Raw genomic sequence first — 25068 nt, forward strand, 5'->3', positions numbered from 1 at the left:
CCCCCGCCGCGACCGCCCGGACCACCCCGGCGGTCACCGCCCACTGGTCCGGATCCCCGAACCGCTCCAGCAGGCCGTCGAAGGCGGCCGCCCGGGTCGGGTCGAACGGGATCGGACGCCCGGTGAGGTCGGTCAGCGGGTGCGCCGGGTAGAGGTGCGCGCAGGGCAGGTGACCGGCGGGCACGGGCACGGTCGCCGCGTGCGTACGGCCCTCGCGCAGCACGTGCGGGAGCAGGTGGGTGTGCGGCCCGTCCGGGGAGCGGCCCTCCGGCGGCGGGATCGCGGCGTACACCTCGACCCGGCCGAGCGCGGTGGTGAACACGCGGTGCGGTCCCGCCTCGACCAGCGCGGCGGTCAGCGCGCCGTCGAGCGGGCCGCCCGCAGCACGGTGCAGCAGCCCGAGCAGCTCGGGGTCGGCCGTGCGCACGCAGGCGTCCACCGTGGTCGTGCCCAGCCCGAGGTCGACGAGCACGGCGTCGCGGTCGGCCCTCCGCAGCGCGGAGCGGTCGGGCCCGAGCACGGTGACGGCCCTCCGCGCGGACCCGCGGGCCGCGGTCGCGGGGAGACAGAGCGCGACCGCGTGGTTCCAGTGCTCGTGCGGGCCGACCGGCGTGCGGTAGGCCAGCGGCCGGGTCGACGGGTGCGGCTCGATCCGGATCCCGCCGCGCGCGGTGACGACCGCACCCGGCCCGGACGGCCCGACGGGCTCGTCGGGGGTCCGCACGAACTCCGCGATCGCGCCGGGCGCACCCATGCTCCAGCCCGCGTACGGGTCGGCCAGGTACGCGCTCAGCAGCCCGGCCACGTCGTCCACGTCGTCCCCGTCGCCCACGTCCCTCACCCTGCCCCTCCGACCGGAGGGTTCACACCCCGACACGCCCTGTTGCACAGTGATGGCAACAACGATCGGGAGGCATCGTGGACGAGCACCCGCACGACGGCCCGGAGTGCGCCGGCTGCGACTGGGAGGGCAGGCCGGAGGCGTTCCGCTGGTTCCCCGAGCTGGGCAGGCCCCTCGACCCCGCGGGCGGGCAGGTCCACGCGGCCTGAGCTCACCGGGCACCCACCCGTTCCCACCGGCGTCCCCACCACAGGGCCGTCCCGGCCGTCAGCACGACCGCCAGCGAGGGCACGAGCACCACCTGCGGCGCGCCGAACAGGTACTCGCGGCCCTCGGCCACCATCGCGCCCCACTCCGCGGTCGGCGGCTGGACGCCGAGCCCGAGGAAGGACAGCCCGGAGACGGTGAGCAGGGTGCTCGCGAACCGGACGCAGGCGTGCGCGGCCAGCGGCGGGACGAGGTTCCGCGCGACGTGGCGGGTCAGGACCCGCCCGGGCCCTGCGCCCAGGGCGACCGCCGCCGTCACGTACTCCCGCTGCCGCTCGGCGAGCGCGAGCAGGTAGGCCTGCCGGGCGAACGGGGTCCAGGCGATCACCGTGACCGCCACCAGCAGCGACCCGACACCCGGACCCAGCGCGACCGCGGCGAGCAGCCCGAACAGCACCACCGGGATCGCGGCCAGGACGTCGACCACCCGCATCGCCGCCCGCCCGACCGGGCCCGCGACCGCGGCGAGCGACCCGACGGCCACCCCGGACACCCCGGTGACCAGCACCGCGGACAGCGCCAGCCCGACCGTCAGCCGTCCGCCGTGGACGGTGCGCGCGAGCAGGTCCCGGCCCAGCTGGTCGGTGCCCAGCGGGTGCGCCGCGGACGGCCCGGCGAGCATCCCGGCGAAGTCGACGGCGTCGGGGTCGGGCAGGAGTACCGAGAGCAGGCCCGCCGGAACGAGCATCGGCACCGGCGCGGCCAGGGCCAGGGCGGCCACCCCGGCCGCGACCCACCACGCCGTCCGCACCCGGGGCCTCACCGTGACCCCGCCGAGCGCAGCACCGGGTCCAGCGCCGTCGCCAGCACCTCGACCAGCACCCCCGCGACCACCGCGACCGCGACGACGAGCAGCGTGCCCGCCTGCACCACCGGCAGGTCCTGCGCGACGACGGCCCGGTGCAGCAGCCGCCCCAGCCCCGGGATGCCGAACACGACCTCGACCACCACCGAGCCGCCCAGCAGCCCGGCGACGAACATCCCGGCCAGCGCGGTCACCGACGTCGTCGCGAGCCGGGCGCCGTGCCGCCACAGGACCCGGTGCTCACCGAGGCCCTTGGCCCGGGCGACGAGCACGTGCGGCCGGGTCAGCACCCCGGCGGTCTCGGCGCGGACGAGCTGCGCGGCCAGGGCCCCCGGGTAGGCGGCGAGGGTCAGCACCGGCAGGACCAGGTGGGCGGGGTCGCCCCAGCCGAGCGCCGGCAGCGCCCCGGCCCACACCGCGAACACGAGCACCAGCCAGGGGGCGAGCACGAACTCCGGCACCGCGACCCCGGCGACCGTGCCCAGCCCGAGGAACCGGTCGAGCAGTCCGCCGGGCCGGCGCGCCGCGTAGACCCCGGCGGGGATGCCGACGACCGCCGCGAGGGCGAGCGCGAGCACCGCGAGCAGCCCGGAGACCGCCGCGGCGTCGGCGATCTGCCCGGCGACCGGGGTCCGGGCGACGTAGCCGTGGCCGAGGTCGCCGCGCAGCACCCCGCCCAGCCAGCGCAGGTACTGCTCGGTGACCGGCGCGTCCAGCCCCAGCGAGGACCGCAGCCGCGCCTCGGTCACCGGGTCCGGCACCGCCTCGGCGCTGCGGGCCCGCAGGACCGCCCGCGCCGGGTCGACGCCGGCCAGCCGCGGCAGCGCGAACACCAGCACCGACGCGGCCAGCAGCACCGGCCCGACGACGACGAGCCGGCGCAGCAGGAGCCCGATCACCCCGTGGTCGGGGAGAGCTGCGGCAGCACCGGGCGGATCTGCAGCGGATCGGGGACGAAGCCCGTGGCGCCGCGCAGCACGGCGGTGTTGCGCGGGTGCACGACCATGACGCCGACGGCGTCGCGGGTCAGCATCGCGGCGGCCTCTCCGAACAGCTGCTGGCGGGCCGCCGGGTCCTCGGTGGAGTTGAGCCGGTCGACCAGCGCGTCGTAGGCGGGGTTGCAGTACTGGTCGACGGCGTAGCTGCCGTCGCAGGTGTAGTCCGAGGTCAGCGTGCTCGCCGCGTCCGGGAAGTCGGACAGGTAGCTGCGCGAGTTGAGGAACATGTCGTAGTCACCGGCGAGGACCTTCGGCTCCTGGGCCTCGTAGTTCCCGACGGTGATGTCGACCTTCACCCCGGCGGCACCGAGCATCGCCTGGATCGCGTTCGCCAGCGCGGGCAGCTCGGGCCGGTTCGGGAAGGTCCACAGCCGCACGGTGAGCGGGTTCTGCTCGGTGTAGCCGGCCTCGGCGAGCAGCTGCCGGGCGCGGGCGACGTCGGCCCCGGGCGGCGGCGCGGTCTCGCCCCAGGGCACGGCCGCGCCGAACAGGTCGGCCGCGGGTGCGGCGCCCCCGGCGAGGACCTGCTCGGCCAGCACCGGGCGGTCGATCGCCGCGGTGACGGCCTGGCGGACCCGCAGGTCCGAGAACGGCGCCGCGGACTGGTTGAGCTGCAGCAGAACGGTGCGCGCATTGGGGTACTCGACGACCTCGGCCCCGGCCGAGCGGACCTGGTCGAGCTGGGCCTGGGGCAGGCCCTCGGCGAACTGGACGTCGCCGGACCGGACCGCCAGCGCACGGGCCTGCGGGTCCTCGACGTAGCGGACGGTGACCCGGGCGGCACCCGCCGGCTCGCCCCAGTAGTCGTCGTTGCGGACCAGCTGCGCGGAGTCGGCACCGCTGACCGAGTCCAGCACGAACGGGCCGGTCCCGGTGCGCAGGTAGCGCGGCGCCCCGCCGTCGGCGTAGGCGGCGGGCGCGAGGATGCCGAGGTTGCCGCTGGACAGGCGCAGCGGCATCACCGGGTCGGGCTCGGTGGTGGTGATCCGCACGGCGTCGGCGCCGTCGGGGGCGACGGCGAAGCCGATGCCCCGGATCGCCCGCGGCGGGGCCTCGACGCCCGCGACGTAGCGCAACGCCGTGACGACGGCGTCCGGGGTGAGCGGGGTGCCGTCGTGGAACCGCACGTCCTGGCGCAGGGTGACCCGCCAGGCGTTGCCCTGCTGCTCCCAGCCCGTCGCGAGCATCGGCGCCGGGCGGGCGTCGGCGTCGACAGTGGTCAGGGTCTCGGCGACGCCGAGGGACTGCAGCCGGGCGCCGTCGTCGGCGTCGAAGGCGTAGTCGGCGCGCGGCGGGAACTGCAGGGCCACGGTCAGCTCACCGGCCGGGTCCGGGGTCCCGGCGCCGCCGGTGCCGGCACCACAGCCGGTCAGCACCAGGGCGGCGGCCGCGAGCAGCGCGGCCATCTTTCGTGCGAACACTCCATATGACTACATCTGATCATCTGTTCAATCAATGGCGCGTGAGCAACGCCCCGCGGCCGGGGAGCCGCGGGGCGTCGCGACGCGGGCTCAGCCGGTCGTCGCCGAGTCCCGGACCAGGCGGGCCGCGGCGACCAGGTTGGTCAGGGCCGCCACCGTCTCCGCCTCACCGCGGGTCTTCAGCCCGCAGTCCGGGTTGGCCCACAGCCGGTCCGGTCCGATGTGGCGCAGGGCCGCGCCGAGCTGCTCGACCAGCTCGTCGGTGCCGGGCACCTCGGGTGAGTGGACGTCGTAGACGCCCGGGCCGAGCCCGCGCGGGACCCCCGGTCCGAGGTCGGCCAGCACCTCCATCCGCGACCGGGCCGCCTCGACGGTGGTGACGTCGGCGTCGAGCCCGTCGATCGCCCCCACCACCTCGCCGAACTCGGAATAGCAGAGGTGGGTGTGGATCTGGGTGGCGTCGGCGACGGCCCCGACGGCCAGCCGGAACGCGTCCACCGCCCAGTCCAGGTACCCGGGCCGGTCCCGCTCGTGCAGGGGCAGCAGCTCGCGCAGCGCGGGCTCGTCGACCTGGATGATCCGGATCCCGGCGGCCTCCAGGTCTCCTACCTCGTCGCGCAGGGCCAGCCCCACCTGCCGGGCGGTGTCACCCAGCGGCTGGTCGTCACGCACGAACGACCAGGCCAGGATCGTCACCGGGCCGGTCAGCATCCCCTTGACCAGCGCGTCGGACAGCGACTGGGCGAACCGCGCCCACTCCACCGTGATCGGCCGGGGCCGGGACACGTCCGAGTGCAGGATCGGCGGGCGCACGCACCGCGAGCCGTAGGACTGCACCCAGCCGTGCTCGGTGGTGGCGAAGCCGTCGAGGTGCTCGGCGAAGTACTGGACCATGTCGTTGCGCTCGGGCTCACCGTGCACCAGGACGTCGAGCCCGATGTCCTCCTGCAGCCGCACCACGCGGACGATCTCCTGGCGCATCCGCTCGGCGTAGGTGCCGGTGTCGATCACACCGGAGCGGTGCGCGACCCGGTCGCGCCGGATCTGCGCGGTCTGCGGGAAAGAACCGATCGTCGTCGTGGGGACGACGGGCAGGCCGAGCGCCGCGCGCTGGACCGTCGCCCGGACGTCGCCGTGACTGCGCCGGTAGTGGTCGGGGCCGAGCGCGTCGAGCCGGGACCGCACCCGCTCGTCGCGGCGCGCGGTGGCGGCGACCCGCTCCCGGACGGCCCGTGCGGCGTCGAGCTCCGCCGCGACCGCGTCGGGTCCCTCGCGCAGGGCCCGCCCGAGCAGCACGACCTCGGTGACCTTCTGCCGGGCGAACGCCAGCATGTCGACGACGTCGCCGGGCAGGGCCGTCTCCGCGGTCAGGTCGTAGGGGACGTGCAGCAACGAGCACGACGTCGAGACCTCGACCCGCCCCGCCACGCCGACCAGCCGCTGCGCCGTCGCCAGTGCCCGGTCCAGGTCGGTGCGCCACACGTTGCGCCCGTCGACGACGCCGGCCAGCACCACCTTCCGGTCCAGCCCCGGGACCGCCGGGTCTCCCGCATCGAGGGCGTCCAGGTCGGTGGCCCCCGCGACGAGGTCGAGCGCCAGCCCCTCGACGGCCGTGGCGGCGAGCGCGGGCAGGGCGGGTCCCAGCTCCCCGAAGTACGACGCGACGAGGATCTTGGGCCGCCGGGTCGCCGAGGCGAGCCGGTCGTAGGCCCGGCGCAGCGCCGCGACCTCCTCCGGCGTCCGGTCGGCGGCGAAGGCGGGCTCGTCGAGCTGCACCCACTCCGCTCCCGCCTCGGCGAGCTCGGCGAGCAGGTCGCGGTAGACCTCGACCAGCGGTCCGAGCAGGTCCAGCGGGCGGAAGCCCGCCGGTGCGCCGCCGGCCGGCTTGGACAGCAGCAGGAAGGTCACCGGCCCGACCAGCACCGGACGGGTGGTGATCCCGCTGCGCAGGGCCTCGCAGAACTCGTCGAGGGCCTTGCGGCTGCCCGGCGCGAGCCGGGTGTCCGGGCCGACCTCGGGGACCAGGTAGTGGTAGTTCGTGTCGAACCACTTGGTCATCTCGCAGGCCGGGGCGCCGGTGCGGCCGCGGGCCATCGCGAACAGCCGCTCCAGCGGGTCGGTGACGCGGGCGAAGCGCTCCGGCACCGCCCCGACCGCCAGCGCGGTGTCTCCGACGTGGTCGTAGAACGAGAACGTGTTGCCCGGCACCGAGCCGAGCCCGGCGTCGCGCAGCCCGGTCCAGGTGTCGCGGCGCAGCCCGGCGGCGACGTCGCGTAGTGCGGACGCGTCGGTCCGCCCGGCCCAGTACGACTCGGTCGCCCGCTTGAGCTCCCGGTCCGGTCCGATCCTGGGGTACCCCAGGACGGTGCTGCCGATGGTGCTGCTGGAAGGAATGCTCACGGCCCTCTCTCCTCGCGAGTGCGGTGGAGGACCCGTCGCCGGCACGGGGCGCCTGCGACCGCCGGGCACGACGGTGCCCGGTCGTCCGCCCGGCCCTCCCGCGAGGCCACGGATCCGCGCACGCCGGACGGCGCACGCACCGGCGGCAGGTCTTCGGACTCACGGGCGCACTGCACGCTCCTACTGGCCGTCGCTTCCCGGGATCGCTCCCAGTGCTGTTGACGGCGGTCGTTCCCGTTCACCGCTGCGGGGCAGTCCCGGATTCCCACCGGGTTCCCTCTTGCCTCGTGACGCCCGTCATCGGACCGGCACGAACCGTCGGCGAGCCGACACTACCGCGGCCCCGGCCGTGCGGACTGTTGCCGAGCTGTCCCTGTTGCCATACATTGGCAGTACTGCCACGCCCTCCCCGGCGACCGGGTCGAGGGCGACCTCACCCTGCTCCCCTCCGTTCGGAGGGGGAACCTGCCCGGTCTCCCGAGGGGTAATGGCGATCACCCCTGTGCCCGCGGCCACAGGGGTCATAGCGTGCGGTCTCGACCCATCCACCTGCCTCAGAAAGGGCTGACATGCAGGTAGACGAGCTGCTCAAGCCGTTCCCCATCAAGGAGTTCCACCCGTTCCCCCGTGCGCTCATGGGTCCGGGGTCGCACGAGCTCATCGGCCCGGAGGCCCTGAAGCTGGGCTTCAAGAAGACCCTGGTCATGACGTCGGGCCTGCGGGGCACCGACATCGTCCACAAGATCGTCGAGTCGATGAAGTACCACGGCCTCGAGGTCGTGCTGTACGACAAGGTCGAGTCGAACCCCAAGGACTACAACGTCATGGACGCTGTGGGCCTCTACCAGCAGAACAACTGCGACTCGTTCGTCTCCATCGGCGGCGGCTCCTCGCACGACGCCTGCAAGGGCGCGCGCATCTCGGTCGCGCACGACGGCCGCAACGTCAACGAGTTCGAGGGCTTCAACAAGTCCGAGAACCCGGCCAACCCGCCGCACATCGCGGTCTCCACCACGGCCGGCACCGGCTCGGAGACCTCGTGGGCCTACGTCATCACCGACACCACGACCGACCCCGACAACCCGCACAAGTACGTCGCGTTCGACGACGCCTCGGTCACCACCCTGGCGATCGACGACCCGGTGCTCTACTACGACTGCCCGATCGACTACACCGCGCAGTGCGGGTTCGACGTGCTCGCGCACGCCTCGGAGCCCTACGTCTCGCGGCTGGACTTCCAGCCGTCGCTGGGCAACGCGCTGCACGCGATCAAGCTGACCTCGCAGAACCTGCGCAAGGCCGTCTGGAACGGCCAGGAGCTCTCCGGCCGCGAGGGCATGATGTACGCGCAGTACATCGCCGCCCAGGCGTTCAACTCCGGTGGCCTCGGCATCATCCACTCGATCAGCCACGCGGTGTCGGCGTTCTACGACACCCACCACGGCCTGAACAACGCCATCGCGCTGCCCCGCGTGTGGGCGTTCAACATGCCCGTCGTGTACGAGCGCTTCGCCGACATCGCCGAGGCGATGGGGGTCGACACCCGCGGCATGACCAAGCCGCAGGCCGCCGACGCCGCGCTCGCCGCCTCCATCCGGCTGCTGCGCGACGTGGGCATCCCGGAGAAGTTCGCCGACGTCAAGCAGGACACCTACTCGAAGAACCGGCTGGGCACCGGCCCGACCAAGTTCTACGAGAACGCGCCCACCATCGTCGGTGACGCGGCCGACGTCGACCGGATCACCAACCACGTCCTCGGTGACGCCTGCACCCCGGGCAACCCGAAGGAGTGCACGTTCGAGACCGTCCGCCCGGTCGTCGACCACTCCATCAACGGTGACCTGGACGACCTGCTGACCTGATCCGCAGGTCAGTACGTCCACCGTCGCACCAGCGGGCCCAGCCATCCGAGGTGATACTCGGGTGGGTGGGCCCGCTGGCTGCGGCCCCGCTCTTCTCCGCACCAGAGCCGGTGCGGCCCGCGAAGGAGATATCCGCGTGTCCGAGGCTGTCGTCCCCACTGTGACCGAGGCGGCGGACGCCGTCGCCTCGACCGGTCCGTTCGAGTCCGTCGACCAGGTGATCGAGACCCTGCGGGAGCAGGGCTACATCGCCGACACCCGCCTGGCCACGACGGTGTTCCTGCTGACCCGGCTGGACAAGCCGCTGCTGCTGGAGGGGCCCGCCGGGGTCGGCAAGACCGAGCTGGCGAAGATGCTCGCCGTCGCCACCGGGCGCCGGCTGCTGCGCCTGCAGTGCTACGAGGGCCAGGACGAGACCAAGGCCCTGTACGAGTGGGACTACGGCAAGCAGCTCATGTACACCCAGATCCTCCGCGAGAAGATCGGGCAGCTCGTCGAGGACGCACCCGACCTCGCCTCCGCGGTCGACCGCATCGGGTCCCAGGAGAGCGTGTTCTTCTCCGAGCGCTTCCTCGCCCCGCGCCCGCTGCTGGAGGCCATCCGCTCCGAACAGCCCGTCGTGCTGCTGATCGACGAGGTCGACCGCGCCGACGAGGCCCTGGAGGCCGTCCTGCTGGAGACCCTGGGCGAGTTCCAGATCTCCGTGCCCGAGATCGGCACCTTCGTCGCCGAGCAGCGCCCGTACGTGCTGCTGACCTCGAACAACACCCGCGACCTCGCCGCCGCGCTCAAGCGCCGCTGCCTGCACCTGTTCCTCGACTACCCGTCGGCCTCCCGCGAGCTGGAGATCGTCAGGTCGAAGAAGACCGGGCTGTCGGACCAGCTGGCCGAGGAGCTCGTCAACGTCGTGCGCGGGCTGCGCGAGCTGGAGCTGCGCAAGTCGCCGTCGATCTCGGAGACCATCGACTGGGCCCGCACCCTGGCCGTGCTGGGGGTCGACGAGCTGAACTCACAGATCCTGTCCGACACCGTGTCGGTCGTCGTCAAGTACGACAAGGACGTCAAGAAGGCCCTGGACGCCCTGCCGCGGCTGGTCGACCCGAACGCCGTGGTCACCGAGCACGGCCACGGACACGGCCACGGGCACGGGCACGGGCACGACGGGGACCACGACCACGACGAGCCCGCGGCCCGGACCCCGAGTGCTCCGGCCGCCCGCGTGGACGACGACCACGACGACGGCGACGTCGACGGCCGCGCCAAGCGGGCCGCGAAGGACCAGGCGGGACGGCACGGCGGTATCTACGGCGGCCTGCCCGGCGGGGTCGCGCCGCCGCCGTCGGCGATCCGGAAGGTCTCGCCCGGCCAGGGCACCCGTTCCTTCGGCGGCTCCCGCAAGCGCCCGGTCTGATCGGGGTCCGGAGTGGAAGCGAGCATCCACCGTTTCGTCCGGCTGCTGCGGATCCGGTCGGTGCGCATCTCGGTGTCCGAGGCGCTCGACGCGATGGCCTGCGCCGCCCAGCCCGGGGTGCTGTCCGACAAGGCGGTGCTCAAGGAGGCGCTGCGCATCGCGCTGATCAAGGACCGGCGTGACGAGGCGACCTTCGACGAGGTCTTCGACCTGTTCTTCGCCCTGGTCAGGGTGGGCGAGGCGGACACCGGCCACGGGCACGGCCACGGACACGGCGATCTGTCCGACGACACCCCGCTGGAGAACTTCACGCTGTCCGAGGAGCCGTCGGAGACCCCTCAGGAGGGTCACGACCACGGCGCCCCGGTCGACATCAAGGAGTTCTTCGACCCCGAGGACCTGGCCGAGCAGTACAACCTGCACCAGGAGGCCAACAAGATCGACATGGCCTCGATGACGGACGAGATCGTGCTGTCCAAGGAGCAGGCGGGCGACGCCACCGAGGGCCAGCGCGTGCAGATCGAGACCGACCGGTTCTCCGGCGGCGGACAGCCGGGGGACATCTCCCAGCAGCAGGGCACCAAGGTCGACGCCGACCTCTCGGTCGCCCAGCAGGACGCGCTGCTGGGCTGGCTGAACTCCGAGGAGGACCGGCTGTCGGAGGAGGAGCAGGGCACCGAGGACGACGCCGCTGCGCTGCGCCGGCGCCTCACCGGAGTGCTCGACAACCTCCCGGAGCTGCTCAAGGCACACCTGGAGAAGCTGCTCGCGATCGAGCAGCGGATCGTCGAGGGCCACGACGACGCCGAACGCGTCGCCGAGGTCGACCGGGCGAGCGAGACCGAGCGCATGCAGCTGGAGGACTCGTTGCGGCGGCTGGCCAAGTCGCTGCACGGTGCGCTCACGCACCGCAGGCGGGTCTCCCCCCGGGGCCGGATCGACTCGGCCCGCACCATGCGCAAGAACATGCGCTACGACGGCGTCCCGTTCTCCCCGGTCACCGTGCAGCGCCAGGAGGACAAGCCGCGCCTGGTGGTGCTGGCCGACGTGTCGCTGTCGGTCCGGGCCACCGCGCGGTTCACCCTGCACCTGGTGCACGGTCTGCAGGACCTGTTCGGCCAGGTCCGCTCGTTCGCGTTCGTGGCCGACCTGGTCGAGGTGAACGACCTGTTCGCCGACCACCCCGTCGAGCACGCCCTCGGGCTGATCTTCGGGGGCGACCAGCTCGACGTCGACGCCAACTCCAACTACGGCCTGGCCTTCGGCCAGTTCCTGGAGGACCACGGCTCGGCGGTCACCCGCCGGACGACGGTGCTGGTGCTCGGCGACGGCCGCGGGAACGGCAACGACCCCAACATGGAGGCGTTCGTCGAGATCACCCGGCGGGCCCGGGAGACGATCTGGCTGACCCCGGAGCCGCGGTACTCGTGGGGGCTCGGCCGCTGCGACCTGCCCGCCTACGCCGAGTACTGCGACCGCGTCCGCGTGGTCCGGGACCTGTCCGGTTTCGAGGCGACCACGAACGAGATGGCCGGCGAGCTGATCGGCCGCTGACCCCGTCGGTGGGTGGTGCCGGTGTCCGCACCGGCACCACCCACCGGGGGTCCACTACCGCTCGACCACGATCTTCCCGACGGTGCCGCCGGACTCGATGAGCCGGTGCGCCTCCCGCAGCGTCGCCGCGGTCAGCCCCTGCAGGCGCCGCGTCTCGGTGGTCCGCAGCTCCCCGGCGTCCACGAGCCGGGACACCTCGTCCAGGATCTCCCGCTGCACCGTCGAGCCCGGTTCCGACAGCGGCCGGGTGAACATCAGCTCCCAGTGCCAGGCCTGCGACTTCGTCTTCAGCGGGAGCGTGTCCAGGCCCTCCGGCTCATCGATGGCGACGACGGTCCCGCGCGGGGTCATCAGCTCCGCGTAGGCCTCGACGTTGCCCGCCGACACCGGCGAGAACACGTACTGCACGCCGTCCGGGGCGACCTCGCGCACCGTGCCGACGAGGTCGTGGTGGTCGGCGACCGCGTGCGCACCCATCTGCCGCGCCCAGTCCGCGGACTCCGTGCGGGAGGCGGTGCCGACCAGCGTCAGCCCGGTGCGCCGGCCGAGCTGCAGGACCATCGACCCGACCCCGCCCGCGGCGGACACGACGAGCAGCGTCCCGGTGGTGTCGGCGGTGACGCGCAGGTGGTCGTGCAGACACTCCCACGCGGTGATCGAGGTCAGCGGCAGCGCGGCCGCGGCGGCGAAGTCCAGGGTCGACGGCTTGCGCCCGACGATGCGGGAGTCGACGAGCTGGCGGTGGGCGTTGCTGCCGGGCCGGTCGATCGCGCCGGCGTAGTAGACCTCGTCGCCGGGGGCGTACCCCTGCACCCGGTCGCCCACCTCGACGACGACGCCCGCGGCGTCGAAGCCGAGGACCTTCGGCCCGTCGGCCGGGTCGAACGACGAACGGACCTTGCCGTCCACCGGGTTCACCGAGACGGCGCGGACGTCGACGAGCAGGTCGTGCGGGCCGGGCGCACCGACCTCGATCTCGGCGTCGACGAGGCACTCGGGGTCGTCGACGGGCAGCGGTCGGGGCGCCACGACGGCGGGTACGGAAGCCATGACCGGACGCTATCCGCCCCACCGGGCCGCCGCCCGACGCGCCGGTGACCCCGGCTGGGCCGATCGGCCGATCTCGTGCCGCTGCAGGGGCTGCCCGGAGTACGATCGGGCGTCCCCTTCGGAAAGGAGGGCCGGATGTCGGACGGTGGCGGAGCGGTCCTCCGGATCGTCGGTCGCGTGTGCACCGCGCTGTGGGGCTACACGCCGGGCGTGATCCCGGCGATGGTCGCCACGATGGGCAGCGGGCCCGCGCTGCGCTGGTTCGCGACCAACTTCCCGCGCTTCCTGGTCACCCTGCGCGTGCTGGGCCCCGTACGCACCCACCTCGCCGGGCTCACGATCTCCCTGGTGAACGGGTGCATGTACTGCGCCTACGGTCGTGCGCACGCCCTGGAGCTGATCCACCTGCGCGACCGGGACCTGCTGTTCCCGCTCGATGCCCGCACCCTCGAGAGCTGGAACGGGCTGTCCCGCCGCGAGATCGGGCTGCGGCTGCGCGGTGTGCTCGAGGAGGCCGGGATGCACGCCGAGGTGATCTGGGTGAACCGCACCCTGGCCCTGCTCGACGGCGCCCCGCCCGTCGACGCCGACGAGCGCCGCATCGCCCACCTGTGCCGGATGGTCGGCGCCATGAACGCGATCGCCGTCGCCGCGGGGACGACCCCGGACGGCGCCCACGACCCGGTCAACAAGGACGCCGCACTGAAGGCCCGGCTGCTCGCCGCCCAGGGCGCCTGAGCATCCCGGACCGGCACCGGAGCCCGCCCCCACCGTCCGGACGGGGAGGGACCCGGCCGTCGGACGTGGTGCGGCGTGCCCGCGACCGCCTAGCGTGGAGCGGGCCCCCGCACGCACAGGAGCGATCCATGATCGGAACCGACCGGCTCTCCAACGACCTCGCCGGCTGGCTGGACCGCACCCTGGTGCAGCCCGGGATCCTGCCGGCCGAGCGTTTCGAGGAGGCGTTCGTCGCCTGCGTCGCGAGCGCCGCGAAGGACCCCGACCTCCCGGACGACGCGTGGCTCGCCTTCTACCGCAACACCCTCGACGCGCTGGCCGGTGAGCCCGAGCCCGGCGGCACCAACGCCGAGATGGCGCCGGTGCACGCGCGCGCCCGCTCCCTCGTGCTGGGCGAGGAGGTGCTGGAACTCGGCTGCTGCTTCGGCTTCCTGTCGCTGCAGCTGGCCCGCGACGGCCATCGCGTCACCGCCACCGACCTGACCGGCGGCACCGTCGAGCTGCTGACCCGGATGGCGCCGCAGCTCGGCGCCGACGTCGAGACCCACGTCGCCGACGCGCGTGCCGTCGCCCTGCCCGACGGCTGCGCGGACACCGTGTTCGCCGTGCACCTCGTCGAGCACCTGTCCGAGTCCGACGGCGACGAGGTCGTCGTCGAGATGCTGCGCCTGGCCCGGCGACGGGTGGTCGTCGCCGTCCCGTTCGAGAACGAGCCGAACCCCGCCTGGGGTCACGTCCGGGTCTTCGACGAGCGCGTCCTGACCCGGATCGGGGAGCGCACCGGCCATCCGTTCACGGTGTCCGAGCACCACGGCGGCTGGCTGGTGATCGACCTCTGAGCAGGGCCTGGGTGAGTGCCTCCAGCGGCCCGCGGTCGTGGCGGCGCAGCCACCACCCCGCCGCCGCGGCCGACCCGGCGACGACGAGGACCCACACCCCGACCACCGCCCCGGTCCGCAGCGGCGCCGCGACACCGGCGAGCGCCCCGGCCACGCCGAGCCCCCAGGCGCCGAACAGCACCGCGGCCACGACGTTCTGGCCGACGTAGCAGCTCATCGCGGTCCGGCCGAGCGCGATGAGCCCGCACCGCACCGGACCGGCCGGGCCGCGCAGCCGGGCCAGGACCTCCGGGACCAGGCCGAGCAGCCCCAGCGCGACCAGCGGGGCGATCAGGTAGCGCTCGACGAGGAACCACGGGTCACCGCCCAGCGTGGTGAGCACCGTGAGCAGCGCGCCGGCCACCCCGGTGCCGATCATCCGTCGGCGCAGGGTGGTCGCACCGGCGTCGAACAGCCCGGCGCGCAGCAGCGCGGACCCGGCCAGGAACAGCACCACCGCCGACGGGACGATCAGCGCCAGCTCGACCCGGTACAGCAGCGGGTCGGCCAGCCGTGCGGCCACCTGCCCGGTCCAGGTCGCCGGGTACGGCGGGAGCGGCACGTCTGCGCCGGTGCTCCCGGCCGTCACGGCGGTCGCACCGCCCACCAGCAGCACCGTGACCGCCCCGGCGACGCAGGCGGCCGCCACCCGCACCCGCGCCGACCGCCCCACCAGCCACGCGACGAGCACCGAGGCGGTCGCGTAGCCCATCAGCACGTCGAACTCGAAGACCAGCACGTAGTGCAGCAGTCCCTCGGTGAACAGGATCGCGGCGCGGGCGAGGTGGCGGCCCGGCCACCGCAGGCCGCGGCGCACCGCCGAGCGGTACTGCAGTTCCATCCCGATCCCGAACAGCAGCGTGAGCAGCGCGAGGAACTTCCCGTTCGCGACGGCGCGGAGCGCGGTGTCGAGCCACCAGCCCCCGGCGAACCCGGCGAACACCGCGCCCGGCCCGCGCGGGTCGGCGAACACCCAGACGTTCGTCGCGAAGGTCCCGGCGATCGCGAGGCCACGGAGCACGTCCGGGGCGGCGAGGCGGTCACCGGACACCGGTGCGCTCCCGGTCCCCGCTGCCGGGGAAGACGGTCGCCCACAGCGGCCCCACGACGAACCAGATCCCGGCGGCCAGCGACGCCGTCGCGAGCCAGGACCACATCGGGTCCTCCGGCCAGGCGCCCGGCGCCGGGAACGCGCGGCCGCCGGCCACCGACAGCAGGACCAGCACCGCCGCCGTGACCACCCAGGCGGCGACGACCTTGCCGTACTCGCGCCACTCGTACCGCGTCCGGGCGACCCCGCCCCGGGGCGGGCGCACCGGTGCCGGGCCGCCCGCGAAGCGGTGGGCGCCCCGGACGTCGGCCCACCGCACCAGCGAGTGCCCGAACGCGACGGTGATCCCGAGGTAGAGCGCGGCCAGCCCGTGCACCCGCGACGGTGCGCCGCCGGTCGCGAGGTCCACCGTCGAGGCGGTGACCAGCACGAGGTCCATCAGCGGCACCCCCAGCAGCAGCACCGCCCCCAGGCCCCGGCGGCGCAGCACGTAGCGCGCCCCCAGCCCGGCCAGCAGGAACACCCAGAACCCGATCTCGGCACCGACGATCAGCCACAGCAGCGGCTCGGCGAACAAGGACTCCCCCATGGCCGGTGATCGTGCCGACCCGGCCGCGGTGACGCGTCCGGCGTGCGACCGATCCGCGCGTACCACCTTCGACGGACGCCGCGCGGGCGCCGGGCGTGCTGGGATGAGGTGTGATCACGTACCTGGTGAACCGCGACGGCGGCGCACCGTCGGTGCTGCGGGACGCCGGTACCGGCGTGGTGTGGTTCGTGGTCGGGCTGCTGCTGATCTGGGCGCTGCCCGACGCGGGGATCACCTGGTGGGGCGCGGACACCGGGGCGACGACGGCGTCGCTGCTGGTCATGGGGCTGGGCTGCGCCGCGTCGGCGGTGCGCCGGATCGCGGTGCCCGCCGGCCTGCTGGTCGGCACGGCGGCCCTGGTCGCGGGCCCCGTCCTGGGCGGCCGCACCGAGATCGGGACGGTGCTCGTGTTCACCGACCTGCTCTACTGCGCCGTGGTGTTCCCGCCACGGCGCACCGCGCGGGCGGTGGCCGTCGCCGCCGGTGGGGTCGCCACCGTCCTCGGTGTCGCCGCGCTGCTCGTGGCGGGCACCCGCACCGGCACCTACGCCGTGCTCAACCTGACGCTGGTGGTCGGGCTCCCGCTGGTCTGGGGGCTGGAGGTGCGCCGGTTCCGGGACCTGGCGGCCGTCGAGCGGGAACGGGCCGTCGCCGTGGAGCGGACGGCGGCCCGGGAGCGGGACGCCGCCGTCGCCGCGGAACGTGCCCGGATGGCCCGCGACCTGCACGACGTCGTCGCCGGGCGGCTGTCGGCGATCGCGCTGCAGTCCGAGGCGGCACTGCAGCCCGGCGCCGACCCCGCGCTGGTCCGGCGGGTGCTGGGGACGGTGCGGTCCTCCGGCGTAGCCGCGCTCGGGGAGATGCGCACGATGATCGGGCTGCTGCGCGACGGCGACACCGCCGACCCGCCCGGAGCGCCCGCCCGGCTGTCCGAGGTCGACACCCTGCTCGACGAGGCCCGCTCCGCCGGCCTGTCCCCCGTCCTGCGCGACGGGCGCAGTGCGGCCCCGCTGCCCGCCCCGGTCGACCTCGCCGGGTACCGGATCGTGCAGGAGTCGCTGACCAACGCGGCGAAGCACGCGCCCGGCTCGGACGTGACGGTGCGCCTCACCGTCACCCCCGACACCCCGCGCCGACTGCTCGTCGAGGTGCGCAACGGCCCCGGCCGGCGCCCCGCGGCGGGCCCCGGGCTGCACGGCGGCACCGGGCTCGACGGTCTGCGCGAGCGCGCCCGGGCCGTCGGCGGCACCCTGGACACGGGCCCCGACGACGACGGCTGGCTGGTCCGGGCCGACCTGCCCCTGGGCCCGGCGGAGGTGGAGCGGTGACCATCCGGGTGGTCGTCGCCGACGACCAGGAGGCCGTCCGCACCGGGCTGGTGCTGATCCTCGGCTCGGCACCGGACATCGACGTCGTCGCCGAGGTCGCCGACGGGCTCGCCGCGGTGCGGGCCGCCGCCGAGCACCGGCCCGACGTCGTGCTGATGGACATCCGGATGCCCGGCATCGACGGCATCGAGGCCACCCGGCGGATCACCGGGAGCAGGCCCACCGGAACGAGCATCGGCCCCGCGGCGGGGTCCGCGCAGGTCCTGGTCCTGACCACGTTCGACCTCGACGAGCTCGTCGACGGCGCGCTCGCGGCGGGCGCCGGCGGGTTCCTGCTCAAGTCGGTCGACGCGGCCCGGCTCACCGACGGGGTCCGGGCGGTCGCCCGCGGCGAGGGCGTGCTGGCGCCGGAGGTGACCCGGCGGGTGATCCGCCGCTACGCGGGGGCGCCGCGGCCGTCGTCGGTGCCGGGGCTGGAGAGGCTCACCGCACGCGAGACCGACGTGCTCGCCGGGCTGGGCCGCGGGCTGTCCAACGCGGAGCTGTCCGCGGAGCTGGTGATCTCGGAGGGGACGACGAAGACGCACGTCTCGCGCGTCCTCGCGAAGCTGGGCCTGCGCTCCCGCACCCAGGCCGCGATCGCCGCCCAGGAGGCGGGGCTGGTCCGTCCCGGGCCCTGACACGACCACGGCCCGCGCCCCGGGGAGGGACGCGGGCCGTAGGTGCGCGGGTCAGCGCGCGCCGTGCGCGGTCTCCAGGGCGCGGCGGGTCAGCACCTGCACCAGGTGGGTGCGGTAGGCGACCGACCCGTGGGTGTCGGCGGGCGGCTCGGCACCCTCGGCGGCCAGCGCGGCCGCCTCGGCGATGCTCTTCCCCTCCGCCAGCGCCCGCTCGGTGGCGGACGCCCGCAGCGCGGTCGAGCCCATGTTGACCAGGCCGATGCGGTCGTCGGACACGGCGACGGCGACGATCGCCCAGTCGTTGCTGCGACGGGTGAACTTCTCGTACGCCCAGCCCTTGTCCCCGCAGCGCGGGATCCGGATCTCGACGATCAGCTCGTCGGGCTCGCGGACCGTGGTGAACACGCCGGTGTAGAACTCGCCGATCGGCACGGTCCGCCTCCCGCGCGGCCCCTGCAGGACGACGGTGGCGTCCAGCGCGAGCAGCGCGGCGGGCAGGTCCGCGGCCGGGTCGGCGTGGGCGACGGTGCCGCCCAGCGTGCCCCGCGCCCGGATCTGCGGGTCGCCGACGGTGCGGGCGACGGCCCCGAGCAACGGGACCTCCGTCGCGACCTCGGCCGAGTCGACCACGTCGCGGTGCTTGGTCGCCGCACCGACGGCGAGCTCGTCGCCCTCGACGCGGATGTAGCTCAGCTCCGGCAGCCGGCCGATGTCGATCAGGAACTCCGGCGCGCCGAGGCGCACCTTCATGACCGGGATCAGGGAGTGGCCGCCGGCCAGGACGCTGGCGTCCTCGCCCTTCTCGGCGAGCAGCGCGATGGCGTCGTCGAGGGTGTCGGGGCGGGCGTAGTCGAACGCGAGGGGGATCATGCGCCGGCCTCCCCACGGGAGAAGGCGGGCGCGGTGCGCAGCGCGTCGGACTCGGCCTCGGCCTTCTGCGCGGCGTCCGGGTCCTTGCCCGCGGCGACGAGCACGGCGCGCACGATGTTGTGGTAACCGGTGCAGCGGCAGAGGTTGCCCTCCAGGCCCTCACGGACCTTCCGCTCGTCCAGGTCGTCGTCGTGGCTGATCAGCGACACCGCGGACATGACCATGCCCGGGGTGCAGAAGCCGCACTGCAGCCCGTGCTCGGACCGGAACGCCGCGGTGACCGGGTGCTCGGGGCGGCCCTCGGACGCGCCGTCGAGCCCCTCCATGGTGGTGACCGACTGCTGGTCGGCCTGCACCGACAGCACGGTGCACGACTTGACCGCGTCGCCGTCGAGCAGCACGGTGCACGCACCGCAGGACGTGGTGTCGCAGCCGATGTTGGTGGCCTTCAGCCCGACGGTCTCCCGCAGGTAGTGCGCGAGCAGCTGGCGGGGCTCCACGTCGGCGCTGGTGGGCTCACCGTTGACGGTGATCTCGACCTTCACTTGGAGGCCTCCTGGATGGCTTCCCAGACCCGCATCGGGGTCAGGGGCATGTCGATGTGCGTGACGCCGAGGTGGGACAGGGCGTCGATGACCGCGCTCTGGGTGGCGGGGGTGGAGCCGATCGTCCCGGCCTCGCCGATGCCCTTGTAGCCCATCGGGTTGACCGGCGTCGGGGTCGTCATCTCGACCAGGTCGAAGCTGGGCAGCTCGGCCGCCGACGGGATGCCGTAGTCGGCGAAGGTCCCGGTGAGCGGCTGGCCCTCCTCGTCGTAGATGACCTCCTCGAGCAGCGCCTGCGCGATGCCCTGGGCGATCCCGCCGTGCCGCTGCCCGTCGCAGAGCAGCGGGTTGAGGATGGGGCCCGCGTCGTCGACGGCGATGATCTTCTCGACCGTCACCTTGCCGGACTCGGTGTCGACCTCGACGACGCAGACGTGCGCGCCGAACGGGAAGGTCGGCTTCTTGCCGTCCCAGGTGGTGTCGACCTTGAGCTGCTCGGCGGCCGCCAGCTCCGCCAGGGTCACCGACTTCGCGCCGGGGACGCCCTTGACGGTGATCGCGGCGTTCGCCGGGTCGAGCTCCAGGTCGTCGACACCCGCCTCGAGCAGCTCGGCCGCGCGCTGCTTGGCCAGGTCGATCAGCTCGGCCGAGGCCTGGTGCACCGCGACGCCGCCGGTCTGCAGCGACCGCGACCCCATGGTGCCGCCGCCGCGCGGGACGAGGTCGGTGTCGCCGTGCTTGACGGTGATCTTCTCGATCGGGACGCCGAGCTGGTCGGACGCGAGCATCGCCCACGCCGTCGCGTGCCCCTGGCCGTGCGGGGAGGTGCCGGTCAGCACGGTCACCGAGCCGTCCGGGTGCACCTCGACCGAGGCGTCCTCGGCGAACGCGCCACCACCGGTGATCTCGACGTAGGAGGACACGCCGATGCCGATCTGGCGGGCGTCGCCGGACTCGCGGCGAGCCTTCTGCTCGGCGCGCAGCCGGTCGTAGCCGGCGTTCTCCAGGGCGAGGTCGATCGCCTTGGCGTACTCGCCGGAGTCGTACTCCACCCCGCCCTTGGTCTGGAACGGGAACCGGTCCGGGGCGACGACGTTGAGCTTGCGGACCTCGGCCGGGTCCTTGCCGATCTCGGCCGCGAACAGGTCCATCGCGCGCTCGATCGCGGCGGTCGCCTCGGGGCGGCCGGCGCCGCGGTAGGCGGCGACCGAGGTCGTGTTGGTGACCACGGCCTTCGCGCGGGAGTCGACGTGCTCGATGTCGTAGGTGCCGGGCGCCATCATCCGCGTGAACATCGGCAGGAAGGTGCCCAGGCGCGGGTAGGCGCCGAGGTCCTGCACGACGTCGAGCCGATAGTGGGTGACCTTGCCCGCGCGGGTGCCGCCGATCGTGACGGTCTGGCGCTGGGCCCGGCCCTGCACCATGCCGGTCATGTTCTCGGAGCGGGACTCGTTCCAGCGGACCGGACGTCCCTGCTGCCGGGCGAGCCACGCGACGAGGGCGAACTCGGGGTCGGACCCGATCTTCGCGCCGAAGCCGCCGCCGACGTCCGGCAGGACGACCCGCACCTTCTCCTTGTCCAGGCCCAGCCAGCCGGCGATCTCGTCGCGGCCGCCCTGGGCGTTCTGGTTGGACATGTAGACGGTGACGCGGTCGCCCTCCCAGAAGGCGCTCGCGGCCCGGGTCTCCAGCGGGGCCGCGGCCAGGCGCTGGTTCACCAGGTCCCGGGTGACGACGACCTCGCAGCCGTCGAAGAACGAGGCGTCCTGCTCCTCGTCGTGCCCGTAGGCGGCCGCGGTGTTGGTCCCGGCCTCGGGGAACAGCAGCGTCTCGTCGCGGGCGGCGGCCAGCGGGTCGATCACCACGTCCAGGGGCTCGTACTCGACGTCGACCAGCTCGGCCGCGTCCTCACCCTGGTAGAACTCCTCGGTGAGGACCGCGGCGACCGGCTCGCCGACGAACCGCACTCGGTCGGTCGCGAGGAACGGGCGGGTCATGACCTTGTTCGCGCCCGGGAACAGCAGTGCCGGTGCGATGTCGAGGTCGGCCCCGGTGACGACGGCGACGACGCCGGGCGACGCGAGCGCCGCCGAGGTGTCGATCGACGTGATCGTCGCGTGGGCGAGCGGGGAGCGGACGAGCGTCAGGTGCAACGCCCCGGTCAGCCGCTCCTCGGTCAGGTCGTCGGTGTAGGTCGCGCCGCGCGTGAGGAAGACCGGATCCTCGGTGCGGACGACGCGGGTGCCCAAGATGCTCATCGGACGCGAGCGTATACATCTCGACCGGCCTGTGCGATGCAGACCACAGCGCCCGATCCCCAGGTCAGGGCACCCTTCGCGGAGCGACGCGCGGGCAGATCACCGCATCTGCGGCACGCCGGGGGCCGGTCGTCCCCGACCTCGGATCTGTTGAGATCGCATCCATCTCGTATCCAAGGACCGGCGAGGGTCAGTCGCGTTCGTCCCACCACGGCCGTCCGGCCCACAGCGCCGAGACCGGTCCGTGCCCGGCACCCAGCGGGTAGGCGTGGCGGACCGCCTCGACGATGTAGCGCTTCCCGAACCGGACCGCCGCCTCCAGCTCCATCCCGCGGGCGAGCCCGGACGCGATCGCGGCGGCCAGGGAGTCCCCGCCGCCGTGGGTGTGGCCGGTGTCGAAGCGCGGGCCGGGCAGCTCGACGGCGGTCTCGCCGTCGTAGAGCAGGTCGAGGCAACCGTCGGTGTCCTCGGCGAGGTGGCCGCCCTTCACCAGGACCGCGCGCGGGCCGAGCGCGTGCAGCGCCTTCGCCGCGGCGTACTGGCCCGCGCGGTCGTGGACGTCGTGCTCGACGAGCAGCCGGATCTCGTCGAGGTTCGGGGTGACCAGCGTGGCCCGCGGGAAAAGCGTGTGCCGGTAGGCGTCCAGCGCCTCGGCGGCCAGCAGCGGGTCCCCGTGCATCGAGGCCGCGACCGGGTCGACGACGAACGGCGTGGCCAGACCGGCGCCGATGCCGCATCCGTCGCAGGCCCGCGCGACGGTCTCGATGATCTCGGCGTTCGCGAGCATCCCGGTCTTCGCGGCCTGCAGCCCGATGTCGGAGGCGACCGTGGCGATCTGCCCGGCGATCGTGTCGACCGGGATCGTGTGCACGCCGGTGACGCCCACCGAGTTCTGCACGGTCACCGCGCAGACGGCGAGGCAGCCGTGCACCCCGCAGGCGGCGAAGGTGCGCAGGTCCGCGGCGATGCCCGCGCCGCCGCCGGAGTCGGTTCCGGCGATCGTCATGACCCGCGGGGGTGTGGTGCCGACGGTGGGTTCCATGGACATGTCCTCCCTGGCCGGCATTACCCGGCCGGTACGCGGTCGGCGACGCCGGTCCGGTGGGACCCGGCCGCCCTCTCAGCCCGCCTGCTCCGCGAGCTCCCGCGTCGTGCGTGGTCGCCGACGACGGTAGACGGTGCCGGGGCCGCGGGTGGGATCCCCGCGGCCCCGGCGGTGCACGTCCCGGTCCGGGCCTCAGTCCGTGGCGGAGATCGGCAGGTAGACCCGGCCGCCCTCGTCCCGGAACTCCCCGGACTTCTCCGCCATCCCGGCCTCGATCGCCTCCACACTGGTCAGCCCGTGCGCCTCGGCGTAGTCCCGGACGTCCTGGGTGATCTTCATCGAGCAGAACTTCGGCCCGCACATCGAGCAGAAGTGCGCCGTCTTCGCGGGCTCGGCCGGCAACGTCTCGTCGTGGTAGGCGGTCGCGGTGTCCGGGTCGAGCGAGAGCGCGAACTGGTCACGCCAGCGGAACTCGAACCGGGCCTGCGAGAGCGCGTCGTCGCGGGCCTGGGCGTGCGGGTGGCCCTTGGCCAGGTCCGCGGCGTGCGCGGCGATCTTGTAGCTGATCACCCCGACCTTGACGTCGTCGCGGTTCGGCAGTCCCAGGTGCTCCTTGGGCGTGACGTAGCAGAGCATCGCGGTCCCGGCCTCGGCGATGCGGGCTGCGCCGATCGCGGAGGTGATGTGGTCGTAGCCGGGCGCGATGTCGGTGGCCAGCGGGCCGAGGGTGTAGAACGGCGCCTCGTCGCACCACTCCTCCTCCAGCCGCACGTTCTCGACGATCTTGTCCATCGGGACGTGGCCGGGACCCTCGATCATGACCTGCACGTCGTGGCCGCGGGCGATCCTCGTCAGCTCGCCGAGGGTGGCGAGCTCGGCGAGCTGGGCCTCGTCGTTCGCGTCGGCGATCGAGCCGGGGCGCAGGCCGTCGCCGAGGGAGAACGTGACGTCGTAGCGGCGCAGGATCTCGCACAGCTCGTCGAAGTGGGTGTAGAGGAACGACTCGGCGTGGTGCGCCAGGCACCACGCGGCCATGATCGACCCGCCGCGGGAGACGATCCCGGTGACCCGCTTCGCGGTGAGCGGCACGTGGCGCAGCAGCACGCCGGCGTGCACGGTCATGTAGTCCACGCCCTGCTCGCACTGCTCGAGCACGGTGTCGCGGTAGACCTCCCAGCTCAGGGCGGCGGGGTCGCCGTTCACCTTCTCCAGGGCCTGGTAGATCGGGACGGTGCCGATGGGGACCGGCGAGTTGCGCAGGATCCACTCGCGGGTCTCGTGGATGTCCCGGCCCGTCGACAGGTCCATCACGGTGTCGGCACCCCACCGCGTCGCCCACACCATCTTCTCCACCTCCTCGGCGATCGAGGAGGTCACCGCGGAGTTGCCGATGTTGGCGTTGACCTTGGTGAGGAACCGCTTGCCGATGATCATCGGCTCGCACTCGGGGTGGTTGCGGTTGGCCGGGATCACGGCCCGGCCGCGGGCGACCTCGGCGCGGACGAGCTCCGCGTCGCACCGCTCGCGGACGGCGATGTAGGCCATCTCCGGGGTGACGATCCCGGCCCGCGCCCAGGACATCTGGGTCCCCGGCTCCCGCGACCCGACCCACGGCTCCCGCAGCCGGGGCAACCCGGCGTGCAGGTCGACCGTCGCGTCGGAGTCGGTGTACGGGCCGGAGGTGTCGTAGACGTCGTGGTGCTCGCCGTTGGAGAGCGAGATCCGCCGGACCGGGACGGTGATGCCGTCGGGTCCGGAGATCCAGGCCTTGGCCGACCCCTGGATCGGGCCGGTGGTGACCTGCTGCGGGCGCACTGGTGCCGTTGTCATGACAGTCCTCCCTGGCCGGCATTACCCGGCCGGTTCTGCGGTCGGCGACCGGCGAGTCGCCCTCTCAGCCCCGCGCGACGGAGCTCCCGCGTGTTCAGTTGGTCGTGCACCGGCACCGTAGGCACCGTCCGGCGACCCGCACCAGCCCCTCACCCGGCTGCGAGGAATGATCACAGGAGGTATCGGGTTCTCCACCGGTATGACGCAGAACGCTGAGCTCTCCCCGACCGACTGGGTCCGCGAGCAGACCGAGAAGATCCTCGAGAACGGCACCACCGAGGGCGTCACGGTCATGGACCGTCCGATCATCCTGGTCACGACGACCGGCGCGAAGTCCGGCAAGCAGCGCTACGTGCCGGTGATGCGCGTCGAGCACGACGGCTCCTACGCGATGATCGCGTCCAAGGGCGGTACCCCGGAGCACCCGGCCTGGTACCACAACGTGGTCGCGAACCCGCAGGTCCAGGTGCAGGACGGCACGCAGACCGGCACCTTCGTCGCCCGCGAGGTCACCGGGGACGAGCGCCAGGAGTGGTGGGACCGCTCCGTCGCGGCGTACCCGCCCTATGCGGAGTACCAGGAGAAGACCTCCCGGACCATCCCGGTCTTCGTCCTGGAGCCCGCGCGCTGACCCGCCGCAGCCACCC

At 73.8% G+C, this 25068-nt stretch carries 22 protein-coding genes and 1 riboswitch; of the genes, 9 read left to right on the top strand and 13 right to left on the bottom strand.

Translation table 11 applies throughout. The features are described 5' to 3' along the window. Nucleotides 1-832: hypothetical protein (locus NH602_RS10070; protein ID WP_253067682.1), on the bottom strand; the 832-nt coding region annotated here is incomplete at its 3' end. A gap of 86 nt (nucleotides 833-918) precedes the next feature. On the opposite strand from NH602_RS10070, the gene NH602_RS31280 reads away from it, so the two are divergent. Beyond that, complete coding sequence (locus NH602_RS31280; RefSeq protein ID WP_255624188.1) at nucleotides 919-1050, top strand: hypothetical protein; 132 nt, start codon at nucleotides 919-921, stop codon at nucleotides 1048-1050. Nucleotides 1051-1052: 2 nt separating this feature from the next. On the opposite strand, the gene NH602_RS31285 is transcribed toward NH602_RS31280, so the two are convergent. From NH602_RS31285 to metE, 4 genes are all read right to left on the bottom strand, one after another. Continuing rightward, on the bottom strand, nucleotides 1053-1859 hold the full coding sequence (locus tag NH602_RS31285) for an ABC transporter permease (RefSeq protein ID WP_157818357.1): 807 nt from the start codon (nucleotides 1857-1859) through the stop codon (nucleotides 1053-1055). An 8-nt stretch (nucleotides 1860-1867) separates the two neighbouring features. After that, a complete protein-coding gene (locus NH602_RS10080; RefSeq protein WP_179761725.1) occupies nucleotides 1868-2812 on the bottom strand; it encodes an ABC transporter permease in 945 nt (314 codons plus the stop codon). After that, complete coding sequence (locus tag NH602_RS10085) at nucleotides 2809-4332, bottom strand: ABC transporter substrate-binding protein (protein ID WP_253067683.1); 1524 nt, start codon at nucleotides 4330-4332, stop codon at nucleotides 2809-2811. The genes NH602_RS10080 and NH602_RS10085 overlap by 4 nt, the downstream gene beginning before the upstream one ends. Nucleotides 4333-4422: 90 nt before the next feature. Next, nucleotides 4423-6732, bottom strand: coding sequence for a 5-methyltetrahydropteroyltriglutamate--homocysteine S-methyltransferase (gene metE / locus NH602_RS10090; RefSeq protein ID WP_253067684.1), 2310 nt, complete (start codon nucleotides 6730-6732; stop codon nucleotides 4423-4425). A 126-nt stretch (nucleotides 6733-6858) separates the two neighbouring features. Continuing rightward, a riboswitch (cobalamin riboswitch) is annotated at nucleotides 6859-7067 on the bottom strand. A 234-nt stretch (nucleotides 7068-7301) separates the two neighbouring features. Between metE and mdo the strand changes: the two genes are divergently transcribed. The 3 genes from mdo (at nucleotide 7302) to NH602_RS10105 (ending at nucleotide 11559) form a co-directional block, all read left to right on the top strand. Beyond that, nucleotides 7302-8594, top strand: coding sequence for an NDMA-dependent methanol dehydrogenase (mdo, locus tag NH602_RS10095; RefSeq protein ID WP_073576638.1), 1293 nt, complete (start codon nucleotides 7302-7304; stop codon nucleotides 8592-8594). Nucleotides 8595-8730: 136 nt separating this feature from the next. Beyond that, nucleotides 8731-10005 (top strand): MoxR family ATPase, encoded by a 1275-nt coding sequence (locus NH602_RS10100; protein ID WP_083658811.1) that lies wholly within the window; start codon nucleotides 8731-8733, stop codon nucleotides 10003-10005. Between the two features lie 12 nt (nucleotides 10006-10017). Continuing rightward, a complete protein-coding gene (locus NH602_RS10105) occupies nucleotides 10018-11559 on the top strand; it encodes a VWA domain-containing protein (protein ID WP_253067685.1) in 1542 nt (513 codons plus the stop codon). A 54-nt stretch (nucleotides 11560-11613) separates the two neighbouring features. On the opposite strand, the gene NH602_RS10110 is transcribed toward NH602_RS10105, so the two are convergent. Then, nucleotides 11614-12609 (bottom strand): zinc-binding alcohol dehydrogenase family protein, encoded by a 996-nt coding sequence (locus NH602_RS10110; protein ID WP_253067686.1) that lies wholly within the window; start codon nucleotides 12607-12609, stop codon nucleotides 11614-11616. A gap of 177 nt (nucleotides 12610-12786) precedes the next feature. On the opposite strand from NH602_RS10110, the gene NH602_RS10115 reads away from it, so the two are divergent. Both NH602_RS10115 and mftM read left to right on the top strand, forming a co-directional pair. Further along, entirely contained in the window at nucleotides 12787-13347 is a 561-nt protein-coding gene (locus NH602_RS10115) for a hypothetical protein (RefSeq protein WP_253067687.1), read from the top strand. A 128-nt stretch (nucleotides 13348-13475) separates the two neighbouring features. After that, nucleotides 13476-14186 (top strand): mycofactocin oligosaccharide methyltransferase MftM, encoded by a 711-nt coding sequence (mftM, locus tag NH602_RS10120; RefSeq protein WP_073576643.1) that lies wholly within the window; start codon nucleotides 13476-13478, stop codon nucleotides 14184-14186. Here the strand turns inward: mftM and NH602_RS31625 are convergent. Together NH602_RS31625 and NH602_RS10130 are read right to left on the bottom strand one after the other, a co-directional pair. Continuing rightward, on the bottom strand, nucleotides 14140-15276 hold the full coding sequence (locus NH602_RS31625; protein ID WP_179761721.1) for a DUF418 domain-containing protein: 1137 nt from the start codon (nucleotides 15274-15276) through the stop codon (nucleotides 14140-14142). The two genes, mftM and NH602_RS31625, sit on opposite strands and share 47 nt — an antisense overlap. Next, entirely contained in the window at nucleotides 15266-15865 is a 600-nt protein-coding gene (locus NH602_RS10130; protein ID WP_100878838.1) for a hypothetical protein, read from the bottom strand. Before NH602_RS10130 ends, NH602_RS31625 begins: the two co-directional genes overlap by 11 nt. Nucleotides 15866-15975: 110 nt before the next feature. Here NH602_RS10130 and NH602_RS31885 point away from each other — a divergent pair, with 110 nt between their 5' ends. Together NH602_RS31885 and NH602_RS10140 are read left to right on the top strand one after the other, a co-directional pair. Further along, nucleotides 15976-17193, top strand: coding sequence for a sensor histidine kinase (locus tag NH602_RS31885; protein WP_253067688.1), 1218 nt, complete (start codon nucleotides 15976-15978; stop codon nucleotides 17191-17193). Continuing rightward, nucleotides 17190-17873 (top strand): response regulator transcription factor, encoded by a 684-nt coding sequence (locus NH602_RS10140; RefSeq protein WP_253067689.1) that lies wholly within the window; start codon nucleotides 17190-17192, stop codon nucleotides 17871-17873. Before NH602_RS31885 ends, NH602_RS10140 begins: the two co-directional genes overlap by 4 nt. A 51-nt stretch (nucleotides 17874-17924) precedes the next feature. Here the strand turns inward: NH602_RS10140 and NH602_RS10145 are convergent, their stop codons facing one another. From NH602_RS10145 to thiC, 5 genes are all read right to left on the bottom strand, one after another. Then, a complete protein-coding gene (locus NH602_RS10145) occupies nucleotides 17925-18743 on the bottom strand; it encodes a xanthine dehydrogenase family protein subunit M (protein ID WP_100878841.1) in 819 nt (272 codons plus the stop codon). After that, complete coding sequence (locus tag NH602_RS10150; protein ID WP_073576649.1) at nucleotides 18740-19288, bottom strand: (2Fe-2S)-binding protein; 549 nt, start codon at nucleotides 19286-19288, stop codon at nucleotides 18740-18742. Before NH602_RS10150 ends, NH602_RS10145 begins: the two co-directional genes overlap by 4 nt. Beyond that, nucleotides 19285-21546 (bottom strand): xanthine dehydrogenase family protein molybdopterin-binding subunit, encoded by a 2262-nt coding sequence (locus NH602_RS10155; protein ID WP_073576650.1) that lies wholly within the window; start codon nucleotides 21544-21546, stop codon nucleotides 19285-19287. The genes NH602_RS10150 and NH602_RS10155 overlap by 4 nt, the downstream gene beginning before the upstream one ends. Nucleotides 21547-21736: 190 nt before the next feature. Then, nucleotides 21737-22588 carry a bifunctional hydroxymethylpyrimidine kinase/phosphomethylpyrimidine kinase gene (gene thiD / locus NH602_RS10160; RefSeq protein WP_174565890.1) on the bottom strand — a complete coding sequence of 284 codons (852 nt, stop codon included), beginning with the start codon at nucleotides 22586-22588 and terminating at the stop codon, nucleotides 21737-21739. A 195-nt stretch (nucleotides 22589-22783) separates the two neighbouring features. After that, nucleotides 22784-24421: a phosphomethylpyrimidine synthase ThiC gene (gene thiC, locus NH602_RS10165; protein WP_179761716.1), complete on the bottom strand. Its 1638-nt coding sequence runs from the start codon at nucleotides 24419-24421 to the stop codon at nucleotides 22784-22786. Nucleotides 24422-24620: 199 nt separating this feature from the next. On the opposite strand from thiC, the gene NH602_RS10170 reads away from it, so the two are divergent. Then, nucleotides 24621-25052, top strand: a complete 432-nt coding sequence (locus NH602_RS10170) for a nitroreductase family deazaflavin-dependent oxidoreductase (RefSeq protein WP_073576653.1) — start codon at nucleotides 24621-24623, stop codon at nucleotides 25050-25052. Nucleotides 25053-25068 lie beyond the last annotated feature (16 nt).

It is taken from the genome of Pseudonocardia sp. McavD-2-B, assembly GCF_024124365.1.
GTDB lineage: Bacteria > Actinomycetota > Actinomycetes > Mycobacteriales > Pseudonocardiaceae > Pseudonocardia > Pseudonocardia alni.